Origin of the sequence: Acidiphilium sp. 34-64-41 (assembly GCF_002282635.1) — a bacterium.
Lineage (GTDB): Bacteria > Pseudomonadota > Alphaproteobacteria > Acetobacterales > Acetobacteraceae > Acidiphilium > Acidiphilium rubrum.
The window spans coordinates 1-17,379 of the sequence record NZ_NCJX01000016.1 but is presented as its reverse complement, the minus strand read 5'-3'; the positions used below and the strand labels follow the sequence as shown (position 1 = coordinate 17,379).

The window sequence follows — 17,379 nt, the reverse complement described above, 5'->3', positions numbered from 1 at the left end:
AGTGAGTGGCGAGCGGACAACTTCGCCGATCCGGCAAGACGGCGCTGAACATCTCGACCGCTACCCCCGCGTGCCGATCCTGATCCTCATCCTCGCGCCGTTTCTGGGCCACGCCGCCTCCTGGCTCACCGGCCTCAGTTCCAACCCGATCTGGACGGAATCCGGTGCGGTCACCGGCATCGGGCGCAGCATTATCTTCGCCTTGGATTTCAGCGACCCCAATGTTGGCTGGACGAACCAGGCCCTTGGCCATCTTGCAGCGCAGGACTGGTTGCATTTCATCATCCCGTGGTGGAACCCCTATTCCGGCATCGGCCTGCCGCTGGCCGGCGAGATGCAGCCGGCGGCGCTGTTTCTGCCCTTCGTGCTGCTGCTGTCGTTTCAGAGCGGCATCATCTGGCTCGAAATTTCACTCCAGATTTTTGCCGGCATCGCTACATTCGCTTTGCTCCGGCGGCTCGAGCTTGGCCGGTTGAGCGCGCTGGCGGGCGGGCTGCTGTTCGCCTTCAGCGGCACCTTCGCCTGGGTGCCGGGCGAAACCATCCTGAACGTGATGCCGTTCCTGCCGCTGCTGCTGCACGGGATCGAAGATGCGCGCGACCCCGCCCACCAGCGCCGCGCAATCGTGCTGGTCGGGCTCGGCATCGGCGGATCGATCCTGGCCGGGTTTCCTGAAACGGCCTATATCGATGGCGTGCTCGCCCTGCTCTGGGCGGTGGTTCGGGCGTTCCAGGTACCGGACCTGCGCCGCTTCATTGGCAGCATCACGCTCGGCGGTGTTGCGGGACTGTTGATCGCATCGCCGCAGATCATCGCGTTTTTCGATTTCTCGATGGCGAGCGGTGTCTTTGCCACCCATCAGTTCGGTACCGATTACATCAATTACCGCGGCTTCGCGGTCACGGTTCTGCCCTATGTGTATGGCCCGCTCGGCATGGGTGCCGCCAGCCCCCTCTTGCTCGATGTCTCAGCCTCGACCGGCGGCTATGTCGGCCTGCTGCTGGTCCTGTTCGGCGCCGCCGGTTTCGCCTCCCGGCGTGATCGGCCGCTGGTTGCGCTGCTGGCGGTATGGATCGTGCTCAGCCTCGGCAAGACGTTCGGTTTTCCGCCGATCATGGCGCTGGTGAATGCCGTGCCGCTGATGAAGAATGTCGTGTTCTCGCGCTATTCCTCGCCGAGTTGGGAACTCGCCCTGATCATTCCCGCATCTTTCGCGATCGATGATTTGCGGTCCAACCGCGTCAAACCGCTGATCCCGCTGATCGTGACGCTGGCCATCCTCGGCCTCGCGATCGATTTGGCATCGCCCTGGGCGGCGGCCTGGCACTGGCACGCGACCTATCGGGGCGTCATGGTGTTCTGGCTGGTGCGCGCGCTCGGTTTCGAACTGATCGCCCTCGGGCTGGTCGTCATCGTCTGGCTCGTCCTGCGGGGCGAGTGTCGCCGTTGGTGCCTTGCCGGCCTCATCGTGGTCAATGCGATGCTGCTGTTCATCGTGCCGCAGCTATCCGGCCACCAACCCGGCACGCTTGACCGGCGCGGGATCGATTATCTGAAGTCTCACCTTGGTTTGCACCGCTACTACACGTTAGGCCCGCTCGACCCCAACTACAGCGCCTATTTCCGCCTGCCCAGCCTCAATCATATCTATCTGCCGGTCGCGGCGAACTGGGTGCATTTCGTGCGCCATCATCTGATCGACAATCCCAGCTTCGGCAATGGCGATATTTTCTTTGCACCGTTCCGGCCGTTTTCAATCGGCGGCGCCGCGCACGACATCGAGCACTTTCAGCGGGACTATCGATATCTCGGCGTGCGCTACGTTCTGACCGGACCCGATGCCGCGCTCAGCCCATCGATGACGTACCCCGCCCCTCACGGTCGCGCCACAGCCCTGCCGCTTTATCCCGGCCAATCCGTCACCGTGCGCGGCATCGCGCCGCGAGGCCTCGCCGCCATGCCCCCGATCAGCCAGATCGGCATCAACCAGGGCAATTACGACAACACCGCAACCGGTACGATGGCCATGAGACTATGCAGCAACGGTCTCTGTGGCATCGGCAGCGCGGATCTGCGCCGCTCGCACGACAATATGCCGTTCACCGTGCCGCTCGCGCCAGCAATTCCGCTGCAACCCGGTGCGGCCTTCACCCTCGAAATCGATCATATCTCCGGTACCTCGCCAGACGCCATCTGGCTGTACCCGGCCAACTCCAGCCATCTGACCACCGCCACGGCCGGCACAATCCTGCACCGCAGCCCCGAAATCGCCTTCAGCGTCCGCCCCGACCAAGCCTTGTTCCGCAAAGTCTATACCGACAAATTGATGACGATCTGGCGGCTGGCCGGCGCGGAGCCGTTTTACACCACCACCGGCGCCGCCTGCCGGATCGGCGCGCACAGCGCCAATGGCGCGATCATCGATTGTCCTGCCGCCGCCACGCTGATCCGCCGCGAACTCTTCATGGCCGGCTGGCACGCGACCGATAACGGCGCGAGGGTTGCTATTCATGTGCATCACGCCGTGGTGCAGAGCATCGCGCTGCACGCCGGGCGGAATATCGTCCGCTTCCGCTTCAGCCCGCCTTACGCGGGCTGGGCGTGGCTCGGTTTCTGGCTGGGCGCGCTGGTGCTGATGTGGCAGATGGTGGGGCGATGGATCAGCCCGAAAGGACGGCACGCGCAATGACCAACGCCTTACCGCCCGCGCCATCGCTCATTTCGATCATCGTGCCGTTTCATAACGAAGCCGAAAACGTGCAGACCCTGCACGCGCGCCTCGCCGCCGTGCTCGATGCCGGGGCCGATCCGTGGGAGCTGGTCTGCGTCAACGATGGCAGCCGCGATGACACGCTCGCCCGGCTGGTCGCCCTCGCCGAGCGCGATGCCCGCGTGCGCGTGATCGACCTGTCGCGCAATTTCGGCAAGGAAGCCGCCCTGACCGCGGGGCTCGATTTTGCGCGGGGCGATGCCGTCATCCCGCTCGATGCCGATCTGCAGGACCCGCCGGAGATTATCCCCGCGCTCATCGCGAAATGGCGCGAAGGCTTCGAGGTGGTGAACGCCGTGCGCTCCTCGCGCGAGGGCGATGGCCCGGTCAAACGCGCCACCGCGCACGCGTTCTACCGGGTGATCAACCGGATGAGCCAGGTCGATATTCCGGCCGATACCGGCGATTTCCGCCTGATCTCGCGGCCGGCGCTGGAGGCGCTGAAACGCCTGCCGGAACGCCGGCGCTTCATGAAAGGCCTGTTCGCCTGGGTCGGATTTCGCACCGCGACCATCACCTACGACCGCGCGCCCCGCCACGCCGGCACCACCACCTGGAACTACTGGAAGCTCTGGAATTTCGCGATCGAGGGCATCACCAGTTTCTCCAGCGCGCCGCTGCGGCTTGCGTCCTACCTCGGTTTCGGCGTTTCGGTGTTTGCGTTCATCTACGCAATCATCACCATCTTCAACAAACTGGTCTACGGCAACCCGGTCAAGGGCTATCCCTCGCTGCTGGTCGCCGTGCTGTTTCTTGGCGGCGTGCAGCTGCTCGCGCTCGGCGTGCTCGGCGAATACTTGGGCCGGCTCTATGAAGAGAGCAAACAACGCCCGATCTATCTGGTCCGCGCCGTCTGGCAGCCGCCCGACCCGGAATAAGGCTGCGGCGCCGTTACGCCGCGAGGGCCGCGCGCACCGCGGCCAGTGCGGCGTCGGCCTGGGTGGCATCCGGGCCGCCGGCCTGCGCCATATCGGGCCGCCCGCCGCCGCCTTTGCCGCCTACCGCTTCGGCGGCCGCGCGCACCAAAGTGACGGCGTTATGTTTCGCGGTCAGATCGTCCGATACGCCGACCACGATGCTCGCCTTGCCATCGGCGGTGGAGACCAGCGCCACCACGCCCTGACCCATCGATTTCAGAATTGAATCGGCGAGCGATTTCAGATCGCGCGGCGCGACATCGCCCAGATTGCGCGCGGAGAGTTTCACCCCCGCCACGTCTTCCACGGCGGCTTCACCGGCGCCGGTTGCGATCTTGCGCTGCAATTCGCCGATCTGGCGTTCCAGGCGCTTGCGTTCGTCGAGCAGGGCAACAATGCGGGCCGGCACTTCGGAGGGTGGCGCTTTCAGTGCGGTCGCGGCTTCGGCCAGCAGATCGGCATCGGTTTCGATCGCCGTCAGCGCCGCCGCTCCGGTCACCGCCTCGATGCGGCGAATCCCGGCGGCGACGCCGGATTCCGCCAATATACGAAACGCGCCGATATCACCGGTGCGGCTGACATGGGTACCGCCGCATAATTCGATCGAATAGGCGGATTTTGCGCCATCGCCGATGCCCATCGAAACCACGCGCACCTCATCGCCATATTTTTCGCCGAACAGCGCCATGGCGCCGCGCTTGACCGCTTCATCCGGCGTCATCAGCCGGGTTTCCACCGGGCTGTTCTCGCGTATGCGGGCGTTCACCGCGCGTTCGACATCGCGCAATTCGGCGAACGTGACAGGCCGTGGCTGCGACACATCGAACCGAAGCCGGTCCGGCGCATTCAGGCTGCCCTTCTGCGTCACATGCGGGCCGAGCGCCTGGCGCAGCGCCTCATGCAGCAGATGCGTGGCGGAATGATGCGCGCGGATCGCGCCGCGCCGCGCGTGATCCACCGTGGCGTGCACGGTCTGGCCGCGTGTCACGGTACCGGTCCGCACCGTGCCATGATGCACAAACAGATCACCGGCTTTCTTCTGCGTGTCGGTAATCGCCACCTCCAGCCCCTCGGCGAGCAGGGTGCCGGTATCGCCGACCTGGCCACCCGATTCCGCGTAGAACGGCGTCTGATTGAGGATGATGGCGACACTCTGGCCGGCGGCGGCACTCTCGGCCGGCGCGCCATCGACGATCAGGCCGGTGACGCTCGCATCGGAGTCTTCCGTGGCGTAGCCAAGGAACTCCGCGGCATCGCCGCTGCCGGCCCAGGCGGCGCGGGCGCGGGTGCGCTGCTCGGCCATGGCGGAATCGAACCCGTCACGATCGAGGCTGCGGCCCTGCTCGCGCAGCGCATCCTCCGTGAGGTCGAGCGGAAAACCGAACGTGTCGTAAAGTTTGAACGCGACTGAACCCGCCAGCGGCGCGCTCGCGCCAAGCCGGCTCACCTCGTCATCGAGCAGCGACAGGCCGCGTTCGAGCATGATCGCGAATTTCGCCTCCTCGAGTTTGAGCGTCTCGACGATCAGCGGCTCCGCCCGCTGCAATTCGGGATAGGCAACCCCCATCTGCCGGGTCAGCGCCGGTACCAGCCGGTAGATGAACGGCTCGCGCATGCCCAACCGATGCGCGTGGCGCATCGCGCGGCGCATGATCCGGCGCAGCACATAGCCGCGCCCTTCGTTAGAGGGCAGCACGCCATCCGCGATGATAAAAGCCGTGGCGCGCAGATGATCCGCGATCACCCGGTGGCTGGTTTTATGTGCGCCGTCAGGATCGGTGTTAGAGGCTTCGGCCGAGGCCATGATCAGTGCCCGCAGCGTATCGGTATCGTAATTGTCGTGCTTGCCCTGCATGATGGCGGCAAACCGTTCCAGCCCCATGCCGGTATCGATCGAGGGGCGGGGCAGGGGGGTCAGCGTCTTCGCCGCATCCTCGAAATACTGCATGAACACGAGGTTCCAGATTTCGATGAACCGGTCGCCATCCTCCTCAGGGCTGCCCGGCGGACCGCCCGCGATGTGCGGCCCATGATCGTAGAAGATTTCCGATGACGGGCCGCACGGCCCGACATCCGCCATGCGCCAGAAATTATCATCGGTCGTGATCCGAATGATCCGCTCATCCGAAAGACCGGCAATCTTCCGCCAGAGCGCAGCGGCTTCATCGTCGCTGTGATAGACCGTGACCAGCAGCCGATCTTTCGCAAGGCCGAAATCCCGCGTCAGCAGCGTCCAGGCATTGGTGATCGCCTGTTCCTTGAAATAATCGCCGAACGAAAAATTGCCCAGCATTTCGAAAAACGTGTGGTGGCGCGCGGTATAGCCCACATTGTCGAGGTCGTTGTGCTTGCCGCCGGCGCGCACGCATTTCTGCGCCGAGGTCGCGCGCACATAGGGGCGCTTCTCCTGGCCGGTGAACACATTCTTGAACGGCACCATGCCCGAATTGACGAACATCAAGGTCGGGTCGTTGCGCGGCACCAGCGGTGCGCTTGGCACCACCTCGTGATCGTGGCGCTGGAAATAATCGATGAACGTGGCACGGATATCGTTGCTGGATGTCATGGAGCGGCGAGGTGTCCCTGGAAAATCGGCTTGTTTCCCAGGCATACCGCCTCATGGCATCGCTGTCATCTTTCCGGGCGAACCGGTTTCGTCCGTTCGATCACGAAAGCCAACCCTGCGGCGTTACTCCGCCGCTTCGGCCACCTCACTCTCGGAGGGTGCCACCATCATCGATTTCTCGACCACCGCGGCCTGATCGCGGATGCGCTTCTCGATCGCGGCCGCCATGTCCGGATGATCGCGCAGGAACTGCTTGGCGTTCTCGCGTCCCTGGCCGACGCGCACGCTGTCATAGCTGAACCAGGCGCCGGATTTCTCGACGATTCCGGCCTTCACCCCAAGATCGATCAACTCGCCGACCTTCGAGATGCCCTCGCCATACATGATGTCGAATTCGACCTGGCGGAACGGCGGCGCCAGCTTGTTCTTCACCACTTTCACGCGGGTCTGGTTGCCGGTCACTTCCTCGCGGTCCTTGATCGCGCCGATGCGGCGGATTTCGAGCCGGATCGAAGCATAGAATTTCAGCGCATTGCCGCCGGTGGTGGTTTCCGGATTGCCGAACATGACGCCGATTTTCAGCCGGATCTGGTTCAGAAAGATCATCATGGTCTTCGAGCGCGAGATCGAGCCGGTCAGCTTGCGCAAAGCCTGGCTCATCAACCGCGCGTGCAGGCCGACATGGCTGTCGCCCATCTCGCCCTCGAGTTCGGCGCGCGGCACCAGGGCGGCCACCGAATCGATCACCAGCACATCGATTGCGCCGGAGCGGACCAGCGTATCGGCGATTTCCAGCCCCTGCTCGCCGGTATCGGGCTGCGAGATCAACAGGTTATCGACATCGACGCCAAGCTTGCGCGCGTAGATCGGGTCGAGCGCGTGTTCCGCATCGATGAACGCGCAGGTGCCGCCGCGCTTCTGCGCCTCGGCAATCGCGTGCAACGCCAGCGTGATCTTGCCCGAGGATTCCGGCCCGTAGATTTCGATCACCCGGCCGCGCGGAAACCCGCCGATGCCGAGCGCCAGATCGAGCCCGAGCGATCCGGACGGCACCACGTCGATCTCCTCATTGCCCGGCCGTGCGCCCATCCGCATGATCGAGCCTTTGCCGAATGCCCGCTCGATCTGCACCAGGGCAGCGTCGAGAGCCTTGTTTTTTTCCATCGGTCAACTCCTCAAGCGTGTGTTTCAGGATCGGCAGCGCAACTTAGGCGGGAAATAACCATAGGCTTCACGATGCGACTCGTCGAGTATGAGTTTCGCATGGAGAGAACAGAACAGCAACGCGTCTGGTAAGGATTTATTAACTATTTGTTCCTATGATGTTCTCAGGCGACCGAAAACCGCCAGATCGTGGTGGAACGGAACGCCTGCCCGGGGTCGAGCCGCGTGGTCGGAAAATGCGGCTGGTTCGGCGCATCCGGGTAGTGCTGGGTCTCGAACGCAATACCGTCACCCGGGCGGATCAATGCGCCATCCTGCCCGGTAATGGTGCCGGTCAGATTGTTGCCGGTATAGAATTGCATGCCGGGTTCGCTGGTCTCGATGCTCAGCACCCGGCCGGATACCGCATCGTGCAGCGTCGCGGCCGGCCCGATCGCGCCCGCCGGTTTGTCGAGGACGTAGCAATGATCATACCCGCCGGCGAGCGTCAGTTGCTCATACGGGGCGCCGATCCGCGCACCGGCCGCGTGCGGCGTGCGAAAATCCATCGGCGTGCCCTCCACCGCCAGCAGAATCCCGGTCGGGATCTGCCCGGCATCGGTCGGCAGGAAAAAACTGGCCGGAATCGTCACGATCTGATCGAGCGCGCTGCCCGACCCCGCGAGATTGAAATAGGTATGGTTGGACAGATTGAGCACGGTCGGCCGGCCCTCCACCTGCGCCGCGTAGTCGATCCGCACCGCGTTGTCCTCCTCCAGCGTGTACACCACCGTCACGGTCAGCGTGCCGGGAAACCCGTTGTCGCCATCCGCACTGACCAGTTGCAGCGTGACCGACCGCGCGCTCGCGGTCACGATATCCCAGATCCGATGCCCGAAATTCGGCGTCGCACCGGTTTTCAACCCGCCGTGCAGGGTATTGGGCCCGTTGTTCACCGGCAGATGAAACACCTCGCCATCCAGGCTGAATCGCCCGCCGGCAATCCGATTGGCATAGCGCCCGAGCAGCGCGCCGAAATACGGGCTCTTGCTCTCGTAATCGGCCATGTTGGTGCAGCCGAGCACGACGTTGCCGAACGCGCCCTTCCGGTCCGGCACCATGATCGCGGTGATCGCCCCGGCATAGTCCAGCACCGCGACGCTCATGCCGGCACGGTTGCGCAAGGTCACCTGCCGCACCAGCGCGCCATCGGCGGTGGTGCCATATTCGGTGATTATCGCATCTTGCATCGGCATCTATCCTCAGTCGGTTGGAATGATCGCAGCACGGCGCGCCAGGGCCGCATGGTCGAGATCGGCCGGCAGCGCGCCATACGCAAGACCCGGGTCCGCGATCCGCGACCGGATGAAGGCTTCGGCCACGTACACCGGCGCGTGGCGCACCAGGAGCGCCGCAGCGATCGCCAGCGCGATGAGCTCGACCAACCGCCGCGCCGCGGCTTCCGGCGCATCCGATGCCGCCAGCACCGCCCCAACGCCCGCGATCAGCCCATCCAGCGCCGCATCCACCCCGCGCGCCGGTGCCAGCAGGGTCAGCAGCGCATCCGCCGCCCCCGGCGTCCGGCCGAGTGCCCGCAGCACATCGAGGCAGATGATATTGCCCGCACCCTCCCACACACCGTTCAGCGGTGCCTCGCGATACAGCCGCGCGATCGGATGCTCCTCGATGAACCCGTTGCCGCCGTGGCATTCCAGCGCCTCGGCAACCAGACCAGGCGCGCGCTTGCAATTCCAGTATTTCGCAACCGGCACGATCACCCGCGCCAGCGCCGCCTCGGCCGGATCATCCGGTGCCGCATCGATCGCGGCGGCCGCCCGCATCGCGAGCCACAGCGCCGCCTCGGCATCGAGCGCCATATCCGCGAGTACCGCGCGCATCACCGGCTGATCGATCAATGCGCGCTGAAACGCGGTGCGCCGGCTTGCATGAAACACCGCAAGACTGGTCGCATGGCGCATCAGCGCCGCAGCACCGATCGCGCATTCCAGCCGGGTCAGATGCGCCATTTCAATGATCGTCGCGATGCCCCGGCCCGGCTCACCGACCATCACGGCGTCCAGCCCGTCGAATTCCACCTCGGATGAAGCGTTCGACCGATTGCCGCATTTATCCTTGAGCCGCTGGATCCGAACGGCGTTGCGCGATCCGTCATCGCGCCAGCCCTGCGCCAGAAAACAGCTCACCCCCGCATCGGTGCGCGCCAGCGTCAGAAACAGATCGCTCATCGGCACCGAAAAGAACCATTTATGGCCGGTCAGCGCCCATCGCCCGCCGTCCTGGCGCGCAACCGTCCGGGTCTGGCGCAGATCCGAGCCACCCTGCTTCTCGGTCATCGCCATGCCGACCGTCAGCGCCACTTTCGCATCCGGCGGCAGCGCGCGCGGATCATACGCCGTCGCCAGAATCCCCGTGCTGAACCGCGCCAGCAATTCCGGCGCATGGCGCAGCGCCGCCATCGAGGCATAGGTCATCGCTTCGGGACAGCACACGCCCGGCTCGCCCTGGCCCCATATATACGCAATCCCCGCCCGCGCCACCTGCGCCCCCGGCCGCGCCGCCGTCCAGGCCAGCGCATGATAGGCATCGCCGCGGATCAACCCCATCAACTCATGCCACGCCGGATGATAGGCAACCTCATCGATCCGCTGCCCGAACCGGTCGAACGCCCGCAACTCCGGCCCGTACCGATTGGCATCCCGCGCCAACCCCCGCAGCCGCGCCGCGCCAATCCGCGCGCCGCACGCGGCCAGCCGATCCTCCGCCCACGCCCCGCCAAACGCAGCCACCGCGCCGCCGAGCGCGACATCCGCGGTATAGACATTGTAATCAGGCGGCTCACCGACCTGATTGATGCTGTCATGGGTCGCGATCATGCAACCGCTATAGGCCGATCGGGACCGCCTGTCGCGGCGCTCACCCCAGCCATGAAGCGCTGGCATACCCCGCCAGCCATCCCCAGATGCCGCCCTGCACAACAACGGAGCGGATCATGGCAGGCACGGCATTGGTAGTGGGATCGAGCGGCATCGTCGGCAGCGCGTCATGCACGCATCTGCTCGATCAGGGCTGGCAGGTCCACGGCCTCGCCCGCCACCCGCAGGCGCAACCAGGAGTCACCCCGATCCCCGCCGACCTGCGCGACGCGGCAGCCCTGGCCGAGGCGCTCAAAACAATCAAACCCGACCTCGTCATCCTCGCCACCTGGATTCGCGGCGCCACCGAGGCCGAGAACATCCGCGTCAACGGTGCCATGGTCCGCAACCTGCTCGATGCCATGCGCCCCGCCGGCTCGGTCACCCATGTCGCCCTGGTCACCGGCCTGAAGCACTACCTCGGCCCGTTCGAATCCTACGGCAAAGGCACCCTGCCGCAGACCCCGTTCCGCGAAACCCAGGGCCGGCTCGATGTCGAGAATTTCTACTACGCCCAGGAAGACGAACTGTTCGCCGCCGCCGCGCGCGACGGTTTCGGCTGGAGCGTGCACCGCCCGCACACCATCATCGGCAAGGCGGTCGGCAACGCGATGAACATGGGCACCACCCTCGCCACCTACGCGGTCATCTGCCGCGAGCAGGGCCGGGCGTTCACCTTTCCCGGCTCGCCGATGCAATGGCACGGCCTGACCGACATGACCGATTCCCGCCTGCTCGCGCAACACATCCTCTGGGCCGCAACCACACCGGCCGCGCGCGACCAGGCGTTCAACGTGGTGAACGGCGACATCTTCCGCTGGAGCTGGATGTGGGGGCGCATCGCCGAATGGTTCGGCATCGCCCCCGCACCGTTCGACGGCACCATCCGACCGCTGGAACAGCAGATGGCGCAGGACGCACCGCTCTGGCGCAGCATCGCCGCAAACCACGGCCTCGCCGAACCCGACCTCGCACGCCTCGCCTCGCCCTGGCACACCGATGCCGATCTCGGCCGGCCGATCGAGGTTGTCACCGACATGTCGAAAAGCCGCCGCCTTGGATTTTCGGCCTACCAGCCCACCGACGATGCGTTCTACGACCTGTTCACCCAGCTCCGCGCCGACCGGCTCATTCCATAAGCATTGCTGCCAGCAGCCCAGCCGATTATAGAAGCCGTACGGAGCGGGTGTAGCTCAACGGTAGAGTCCCAGCCTTCCAAGCTGGTTGTGCGGGTTCGATTCCCGTCACCCGCTCCAATGCCCGGCAGGCATTTCTGCGCCGGCCCTTGACATCGGGGCCCGCACGTTGTGCAAGCCAGCGGACGCGTGTTGTCCGCAAGCGACCTGTCACTGCAGGGGTGTAGCTCAATTGGCTAGAGCGCCGGTCTCCAAAACCGGAGGCTGTGGGTTCGAGACCCTCCACCCCTGCCAACCGGTCTTTCTGGGCCGGCACGCAACACGACATTTTTAGGCAATCTGGAGCATGACTGCATTGGCGTTCAACCCGGCGAAGTTCCTGCGCGACGTGCGCATCGAGGCCTCGAAGACCACCTGGCCGTCGCGGCGGGAAACCCTGGTGACCACAGGCGTCGTGCTCGCCATGGTCGCGCTGACGATCGTGTTCTTTCTCGTGGTGGATCAGGTGATCGGGCTGGGCATGCGGTTCCTGTTCGGCGTAGGGGGTTAAAGCCGTGGCAAAACGCTGGTATGTTCTGCATGTCTATTCCGGGTTCGAGAAGAAAATCGCGAACCAGATCACCGAAACCGCGGCCCAGAAAGGCCTGTCCGACGAAATCGAACAGGTCCTGGTCCCGACCGAGGAAGTGGTCGAAATCCGCCGTGCCCAAAAGGTCAACGCCGAACGCAAATTCTTCCCCGGCTACGTGCTGATCAAAATGGAAATGAGCGACGATGCCTGGCATCTGGTGCGCGACATTCCCAAAGTGACCGGCTTCCTCGGCACCAAAATCCGCCCCACCCCCATCTCGGACTCCGAAGCCGAACGCATGATGCGCCAGGTCCAGGAAGGCGCGGAAACCCGCCGCCCCGCCGTCGTGTTCGAAATCGGCGAACAAGTCCGCGTCGCAGACGGCCCCTTCACCAGCTTCAACGGCGTCGTCGAAGACGTCGATGAAGAAAAAGGCCGAGTCAAAGTCTCCGTCTCGATCTTCGGCCGCTCAACCCCCGTCGAACTCGAATACGCCCAAGTCGAAAAAGTCTGACCGCCCGGCGGCGTCATTTCGGCCGCTGGTGGGGTGGGCCATGGGCTAGTAAGATCAGGGGGCTTCGCCCCCCGAACCCCCCACTAAGGGCTTAGCCCTTAGAACCCGCTAGTTTTAGGCAAGGGGAGGGCGCTGCCTGGGACTTTCCGTCGATCTGGCCCGTGTCGCCCTCCCCTTGCCTAAAACTAATGGATTTTAAAGGCTCCGCCTTTAACGGGGTCCAGGGGCAGAGCCCCTGGCCTTCCTTACCCATGGCCCACCCCACCAGAGCCCGAAATCAAGCGGCCAGTCGTTCGATGGTGGCGCCGCAGGCGGCGAGTTTGCGTTCGACGGCTTCGTAGCCGCGGTCGAGGTGGTAGACGCGGTTGACGATGGTTTCGCCGCGTGCTGCGAGTCCTGCCAGCACCAGCGAGAACGAGGCGCGCAGGTCGGTTGCCATCACTGGCGCGCCGGACAAGGCGGCAACGCCGCGCACGATGGCCGACGAACCATGGACATTGATGCGCGCACCCATCCGGTTGAGTTCGGGCACGTGCATGAAGCGGTTTTCGAAAATCGATTCGGTGATCATCGAAGCGCCTTCCGCCACGGCCATCAGCGTCATGAATTGGGCCTGCATGTCGGTCGCGAATCCGGGGAAGGGTTCGGTCATCGCATCGGTGCCGTGCAGCCCGTTGCGCCGGCTGACTTTGAGCCCATCCGGTGTGGTGCTGATATCGACGCCGGCCTGGCCCAGGGTTGCGAGCACCGCGCCCAGATCATCCGGCCGTGCGCCGCGCAGCAGCACCGAACCGCCGGTGATGGCGGCGGCGCAGGCGTAGGTGCCGGCCTCGATCCGGTCGGGGATGATGCCGTGTTCGGCGCCGTGCAGCGCCTTGACGCCGGTGATGGTCAGCCGGTCGGTGCCGACGCCGCTGATCTGCGCCCCCATCGCGACCAGGCAGGCGGCGAGATCGCTGATTTCCGGTTCGCGGGCGGCGTTGATCAGCACGGTCTCGCCCTCGGCCAGGCTTGCCGCGAGCATCAGGTTTTCGGTGGCGCCGACCGAGACGAACGGGAAGGTAATGGTGGCGCCGTGCAGCCCGTGGGGCGCGGTGGCGTCGATATAGCCGCCCTCCAGCCGGATTTCAGCGCCCATGGCTTCCAACCCTTTGAGGTGCAGATCGACCGGCCGCGTGCCAATGGCGCACCCGCCCGGTAGCGAAACCCGCGCCTCGCGGGTGCGGGTCAGCAGCGGGCCGAGCACCAGGATCGAGGCGCGCATCTTGCGAACGATATCGTAGGGCGCTTCGGTATTGGTAATCACCCCGCCGAGCGAGAGCGTGCGCGGCGCGATCGGGTCGACCGCGATGCCGTGCTGGGCGAGCAGCTGGCCCATGGTCGCGACATCCGCAAGCTCGGGCACGTTGGTCAGCACGAGTCGCTCATCGGTGAGCAGGCCGGCGGTCATCAGGATGAGGGCCGCGTTCTTCGCGCCGGAAATATCGATAATGCCTTCGAGCGGCCGGCCGCCCACAATTCGAATTCTATCCACAAATCCTCACAATTTTGGTAATGAAACGCCGGTTTGGCGCATGTATTTGCCCGCCTTGTCGGCGTAGCTGACTTCGCACGGCCCCGCACCTTGCAGGAACAGGAACTGGCAGATGCCCTCGTTGGCATAAATCCGTGCGGGCAGGGGGGTGGTGTTGGAAATCTCGATCGTCACCTGCCCCTCCCATTCCGGTTCGAGCGGTGTCACATTCACGATGATGCCGCAACGCGCATAGGTCGATTTACCGAGGCAGATGACCAGAATATCACGTGGAATTCGGAAATACTCCACGGTATGGGCCAGCGCGAAGGAGTTGGGCGGAATGATGCAGACCGGCCCCTTGCGATCGACGAAGCTGCTCGGCGCGAAATCCTTGGGGTCGACCACGGCGGAATCGACATTGGTGAAAATCTTGAAATCATCCGCCACCCGCGCGTCGTACCCGTAGGACGACAGGCCGTAGGAAATCACGCCATCGCGTTTCTGGGTTTCAACGAAGGGTTCGATCATGGCGCGGGTCTGCGCCTGTTCGCGAATCCAGCGATCGGGCATTACCGGCATGCTGTCTCTTTCTGTATCGGGTCATTGGGCGGTGTCAGGTCATCGGGCTCGGACCGTTCGCGGCTTTGCGCCTTGCGCCGGCCGAGGTTGGCGCGCAACGCCGCCGCCTCCCGCCGCCGCCGCGCCTCGGCCACGATTTCGGCGTGGGTACGGGGGGTGTTGCTCTTCGGTTGGTCGTTCATGGCGGGACAAAGCGTCTTTGGCCTCATCGCGTCAAGAGTGCGGCATGCGCGCTCCAGTTGCCTCCCCCGAAACCTTTGCCTATAAGCCGCCCCGAGACGGAGAGGTGCCGGAGTGGTCGATCGGGACGGTCTCGAAAACCGTTGTGCGTTAACGCGTACCGTGGGTTCGAATCCCACCCTCTCCGCCATAAACTTTTGATTTTGCTCATTTTTTTAGTTGAGAAGGTGGTTTCTCCATTTTCTAAACAAATTTTCTTGATTTAATCGGACAAAAACGGACAAATTAGCCGTGTGGCAATCCGAAAAAAACTCCCAAAGCAAGAAATTTTTCCATTTTTTAAACGAATTTTCTTGATTTAATCGGACAAGACGAACAAATCTGTCTCATGGCAATCCGAAAAAAGCTTCCCAAGGGCATCGACATTAAAGACGGCAGCTACCGGGCAAGAATTTATCGCGACGGTCGCAAAGCGATGCGCATGTTTGAGACGCTCGTGGAAGCGAAGGTGTGGCTGGAGGCTCAGCGTATCGCGCTGGACGCCGACGACTACGGCGAGAGGCTTCAGGAGAAGGCGAAAGCCAAGGCCATGAGCCTAAGCGAATTGCTGGACAGTTATCTTGAAAAAGTAGTCCCGATTAAAGCGGAAAGCGGTCAGAAGGCTTCGAGAGACCGCATTCGAATGTGGCAGCGCCAGCAATGGGCGTCACTTCCTGTCGCATCGATTCGGCCTCACCACATCCTTGATTGGATGGATACGGAATCGAATAGAACGACACGACTCGGTGGAAAGCCGAAGGCGACGACGATCAGCAACCCCGTGAATTTGCTAAGTGCGGTCTTCGAATACGGCCGATCGAAGCTGCAACTCAAAATTGATAATCCAGTCAAGGGTATCGCGCGGCCAGCCGCCGAATATGCCCGCATCTCAGTGCCTGACATTAATCTGGAAGGCTTGATACTTGAGTATGCCGCCGCGAGCCGTGCCCGCTGGATGAAAACCTTCGTAATTTTGGCCGCATGGACAGCGATGAGGCAAGGCGAAATCAGAAAATTACGCTGGGAATGGATAAATTTGGAGGCCGGCTACATTCTTCTACCGCCCACGGCTAAGGTAGAGCCTGATGAACCAGCCATACGAATCACAAAAAACGGGAAACAGCGCGGGATTCCGCTTTTGCCGATCGTACGAAGTGCCCTACGCGAATGGCAGGGGAATCATGACGGAAAATCCGGGTGGGCATTCCCAAGTTTTGGCGACGCCGCCGAACCGATACCGGCCAACACTGTGTCAACACGCTGGCAAAGGCTTTATAGCGACATAAAGCAAGATCACCCAGATCTCCGGCATCAGACTTTTCACGATTTCCGTCATTGGGGCTGCACGAGGCTGGCGAAATATCATGTCAACATTCTTGATCTTGCGAACACGACGGGACATCAGACCGTGCAAATATTAGCCAGATATTACGATCCTGACCCCGTCGAGAAAACAAATCTTGTTATGACGCGATATGATGAGATTCATGGAAGCGCGGAAACAACTAAGTCCATGACTTGAGATGGGTCACGGCTTTCAGTGAGTCGATCAAAGTTGAGTGGCGCTCTATAGTGATTTCTGGAAACCGATCATGGTGCCATTCGCAAAAAAGTTCGCGCACTAAAAAAATCGACTTATCGCGAAACATGTGATCGAGAAGCTCGTACTCAGCCCCCTCGATATCCATTTTCACCGTTATGTCATCCATTAAAGTGAAATTGGTTCGGAGCCATTTTCCGAAATCAAAACAGGGAACACGGACAGCGTTATTATAATCGATTTGAGGCCAATCGTTTATTTCCACTTTTCCGGGTATAACGGTAGCTGCTCCAGGAGGGCCAGAATGAAAGAAATCCAATGTCCCATCCGTGATCCAGGCCGCTGCGCATACCACATTGAACGCTCGCCCACCATCAACGCCGCGCCGATGAATCTCCGGCATCAGTGCAAGATTCGGTTCTATGCAAAAAATCTCATGTTCCGGATTTTTGGCGGCGAACTCTTCGGAAACCAATCCGATATTTGCCCCTAGATCTATAAAAACCTTGCGCACTTATACCCCCTTGCTCGGAACAGAAAAATCAAAAAAATTCGACAAATTTCAGAATTATCATGATATCATCGATATCTCATTTAGAAATTCGGCTCTTTCGTCATCATTACGCCACGCATGGCGATAAATTTGATCAGGCCCAACCTCTCGCCAGACTTTTCCAGCTATTTCAAGGTCGGAACTAGTTCCATTCGAAGTGCTGCCGTTCAGGTCAAGTCCCGTATTAATGCAGTAAAAGAGCAAGCCATCCGGCTCTCTTATTATTCCGCCATAGCCTGACCGAACAGCCCTAATTGACAAGTCTGTATGCTCGTTACCGTACTGACCAAATCTTGGATCGAAAAAACCAATCGACAAAAGAATGTCCCGTGCCTATCCGGTTAAGTCAGACACCCACTACATGTGGGGTGGACCCATGCTCCCGAATAAAGCTGGGCATAGGTTGGCGCCTCGGCGCCGCC

The 17,379-nt window shown here is 62.5% G+C and carries 14 protein-coding genes and 3 tRNA genes; 9 read left to right on the top strand and 8 right to left on the bottom strand.

From position 1 onward, the window contains the following. The first annotated feature begins 1 nt into the window (after position 1). On the top strand, positions 2-2,689 hold the full coding sequence (locus B7X49_RS04940) for a hypothetical protein (protein ID WP_286703305.1): 2,688 nt from the start codon (positions 2-4) through the stop codon (positions 2,687-2,689). Then, the gene (locus tag B7X49_RS04935; RefSeq protein WP_029310809.1) at positions 2,686-3,648 is read left to right on the top strand and encodes a glycosyltransferase family 2 protein; all 963 of its coding nucleotides are present in this window, start codon (positions 2,686-2,688) and stop codon (positions 3,646-3,648) included. The genes B7X49_RS04940 and B7X49_RS04935 overlap by 4 nt, the downstream gene beginning before the upstream one ends. Before the next feature lie 13 nt (positions 3,649-3,661). On the opposite strand, the gene alaS is transcribed toward B7X49_RS04935, so the two are convergent. The 4 genes from alaS to B7X49_RS04915 form a co-directional block, all read right to left on the bottom strand. Beyond that, positions 3,662-6,253 carry an alanine--tRNA ligase gene (alaS, locus tag B7X49_RS04930; protein ID WP_286838471.1) on the bottom strand — a complete coding sequence of 864 codons (2,592 nt, stop codon included), beginning with the start codon at positions 6,251-6,253 and terminating at the stop codon, positions 3,662-3,664. A 123-nt stretch (positions 6,254-6,376) separates the two neighbouring features. Next, complete coding sequence (gene recA, locus B7X49_RS04925; RefSeq protein ID WP_286703303.1) at positions 6,377-7,417, bottom strand: recombinase RecA; 1,041 nt, start codon at positions 7,415-7,417, stop codon at positions 6,377-6,379. Between the two features lie 164 nt (positions 7,418-7,581). Continuing rightward, complete coding sequence (locus B7X49_RS04920; protein WP_286703302.1) at positions 7,582-8,646, bottom strand: aldose epimerase family protein; 1,065 nt, start codon at positions 8,644-8,646, stop codon at positions 7,582-7,584. Between the two features lie 12 nt (positions 8,647-8,658). After that, complete coding sequence (locus tag B7X49_RS04915) at positions 8,659-10,290, bottom strand: acyl-CoA dehydrogenase family protein (protein WP_286703301.1); 1,632 nt, start codon at positions 10,288-10,290, stop codon at positions 8,659-8,661. A gap of 116 nt (positions 10,291-10,406) precedes the next feature. Here B7X49_RS04915 and B7X49_RS04910 point away from each other — a divergent pair, with 116 nt between their 5' ends. The 5 genes from B7X49_RS04910 (at position 10,407) to nusG (ending at position 12,550) form a co-directional block, all read left to right on the top strand. Beyond that, positions 10,407-11,468: an SDR family oxidoreductase gene (locus B7X49_RS04910; RefSeq protein WP_286703300.1), complete on the top strand. Its 1,062-nt coding sequence runs from the start codon at positions 10,407-10,409 to the stop codon at positions 11,466-11,468. A 43-nt stretch (positions 11,469-11,511) separates the two neighbouring features. After that, positions 11,512-11,585 (top strand) — tRNA-Gly (locus B7X49_RS04905). A 97-nt stretch (positions 11,586-11,682) separates the two neighbouring features. Then, positions 11,683-11,759: transfer RNA gene (locus B7X49_RS04900), tRNA-Trp, on the top strand. Positions 11,760-11,820: 61 nt separating this feature from the next. Continuing rightward, on the top strand, positions 11,821-12,015 hold the full coding sequence (gene secE / locus B7X49_RS04895; protein WP_029310802.1) for a preprotein translocase subunit SecE: 195 nt from the start codon (positions 11,821-11,823) through the stop codon (positions 12,013-12,015). Between the two features lie 4 nt (positions 12,016-12,019). Continuing rightward, on the top strand, positions 12,020-12,550 hold the full coding sequence (gene nusG, locus B7X49_RS04890; protein WP_029310801.1) for a transcription termination/antitermination protein NusG: 531 nt from the start codon (positions 12,020-12,022) through the stop codon (positions 12,548-12,550). A 277-nt stretch (positions 12,551-12,827) separates the two neighbouring features. Here nusG and murA read toward each other — a convergent pair whose 3' ends face one another. The 3 genes from murA to B7X49_RS04875 are packed head-to-tail and all read right to left on the bottom strand — an operon-like array spanning position 12,828 to position 14,827. Then, positions 12,828-14,084 carry a UDP-N-acetylglucosamine 1-carboxyvinyltransferase gene (gene murA / locus B7X49_RS04885; RefSeq protein ID WP_029310800.1) on the bottom strand — a complete coding sequence of 419 codons (1,257 nt, stop codon included), beginning with the start codon at positions 14,082-14,084 and terminating at the stop codon, positions 12,828-12,830. Between the two features lie 6 nt (positions 14,085-14,090). Beyond that, a complete protein-coding gene (dcd, locus tag B7X49_RS04880; protein WP_286703298.1) occupies positions 14,091-14,645 on the bottom strand; it encodes a dCTP deaminase in 555 nt (184 codons plus the stop codon). Continuing rightward, positions 14,636-14,827 (bottom strand): hypothetical protein, encoded by a 192-nt coding sequence (locus B7X49_RS04875; protein WP_286703297.1) that lies wholly within the window; start codon positions 14,825-14,827, stop codon positions 14,636-14,638. The genes dcd and B7X49_RS04875 overlap by 10 nt, the downstream gene beginning before the upstream one ends. A 98-nt stretch (positions 14,828-14,925) precedes the next feature. Here B7X49_RS04875 and B7X49_RS04870 point away from each other — a divergent pair. Further along, positions 14,926-15,015, top strand: a tRNA-Ser gene (locus tag B7X49_RS04870). Positions 15,016-15,213: 198 nt separating this feature from the next. Continuing rightward, positions 15,214-16,386, top strand: a complete 1,173-nt coding sequence (locus B7X49_RS04865; protein ID WP_286703296.1) for a site-specific integrase — start codon at positions 15,214-15,216, stop codon at positions 16,384-16,386. Here B7X49_RS04865 and B7X49_RS04860 read toward each other — a convergent pair. After that, on the bottom strand, positions 16,370-16,918 hold the full coding sequence (locus tag B7X49_RS04860) for an FkbM family methyltransferase (protein WP_286703295.1): 549 nt from the start codon (positions 16,916-16,918) through the stop codon (positions 16,370-16,372). The two genes, B7X49_RS04865 and B7X49_RS04860, sit on opposite strands and share 17 nt — an antisense overlap. Between the last annotated feature and the right edge of the window lie 461 nt (positions 16,919-17,379).

Excerpts from the sequence above, each read along its gene's own strand:
- B7X49_RS04935 (WP_029310809.1), top strand. The coding sequence starts at position 2,686 with ATGACCAACGCCTTACCGCCCGCGCCATCGCTCATTTCGATCATCGTG.
- alaS (WP_286838471.1), bottom strand. The coding sequence starts at position 6,253 with ATGACATCCAGCAACGATATCCGTGCCACGTTCATCGATTATTTCCAG.
- recA (WP_286703303.1), bottom strand. The coding sequence starts at position 7,417 with ATGGAAAAAAACAAGGCTCTCGACGCTGCCCTGGTGCAGATCGAGCGG.
- B7X49_RS04920 (WP_286703302.1), bottom strand. The coding sequence starts at position 8,646 with ATGCAAGATGCGATAATCACCGAATATGGCACCACCGCCGATGGCGCG.
- B7X49_RS04915 (WP_286703301.1), bottom strand. The coding sequence starts at position 10,290 with ATGATCGCGACCCATGACAGCATCAATCAGGTCGGTGAGCCGCCTGAT.
- B7X49_RS04910 (WP_286703300.1), top strand. The coding sequence starts at position 10,407 with ATGGCAGGCACGGCATTGGTAGTGGGATCGAGCGGCATCGTCGGCAGC.
- dcd (WP_286703298.1), bottom strand. The coding sequence starts at position 14,645 with ATGCCGGTAATGCCCGATCGCTGGATTCGCGAACAGGCGCAGACCCGC.
- B7X49_RS04875 (WP_286703297.1), bottom strand. The coding sequence starts at position 14,827 with ATGAACGACCAACCGAAGAGCAACACCCCCCGTACCCACGCCGAAATC.
- B7X49_RS04865 (WP_286703296.1), top strand. The coding sequence starts at position 15,214 with ATGGCAATCCGAAAAAAGCTTCCCAAGGGCATCGACATTAAAGACGGC.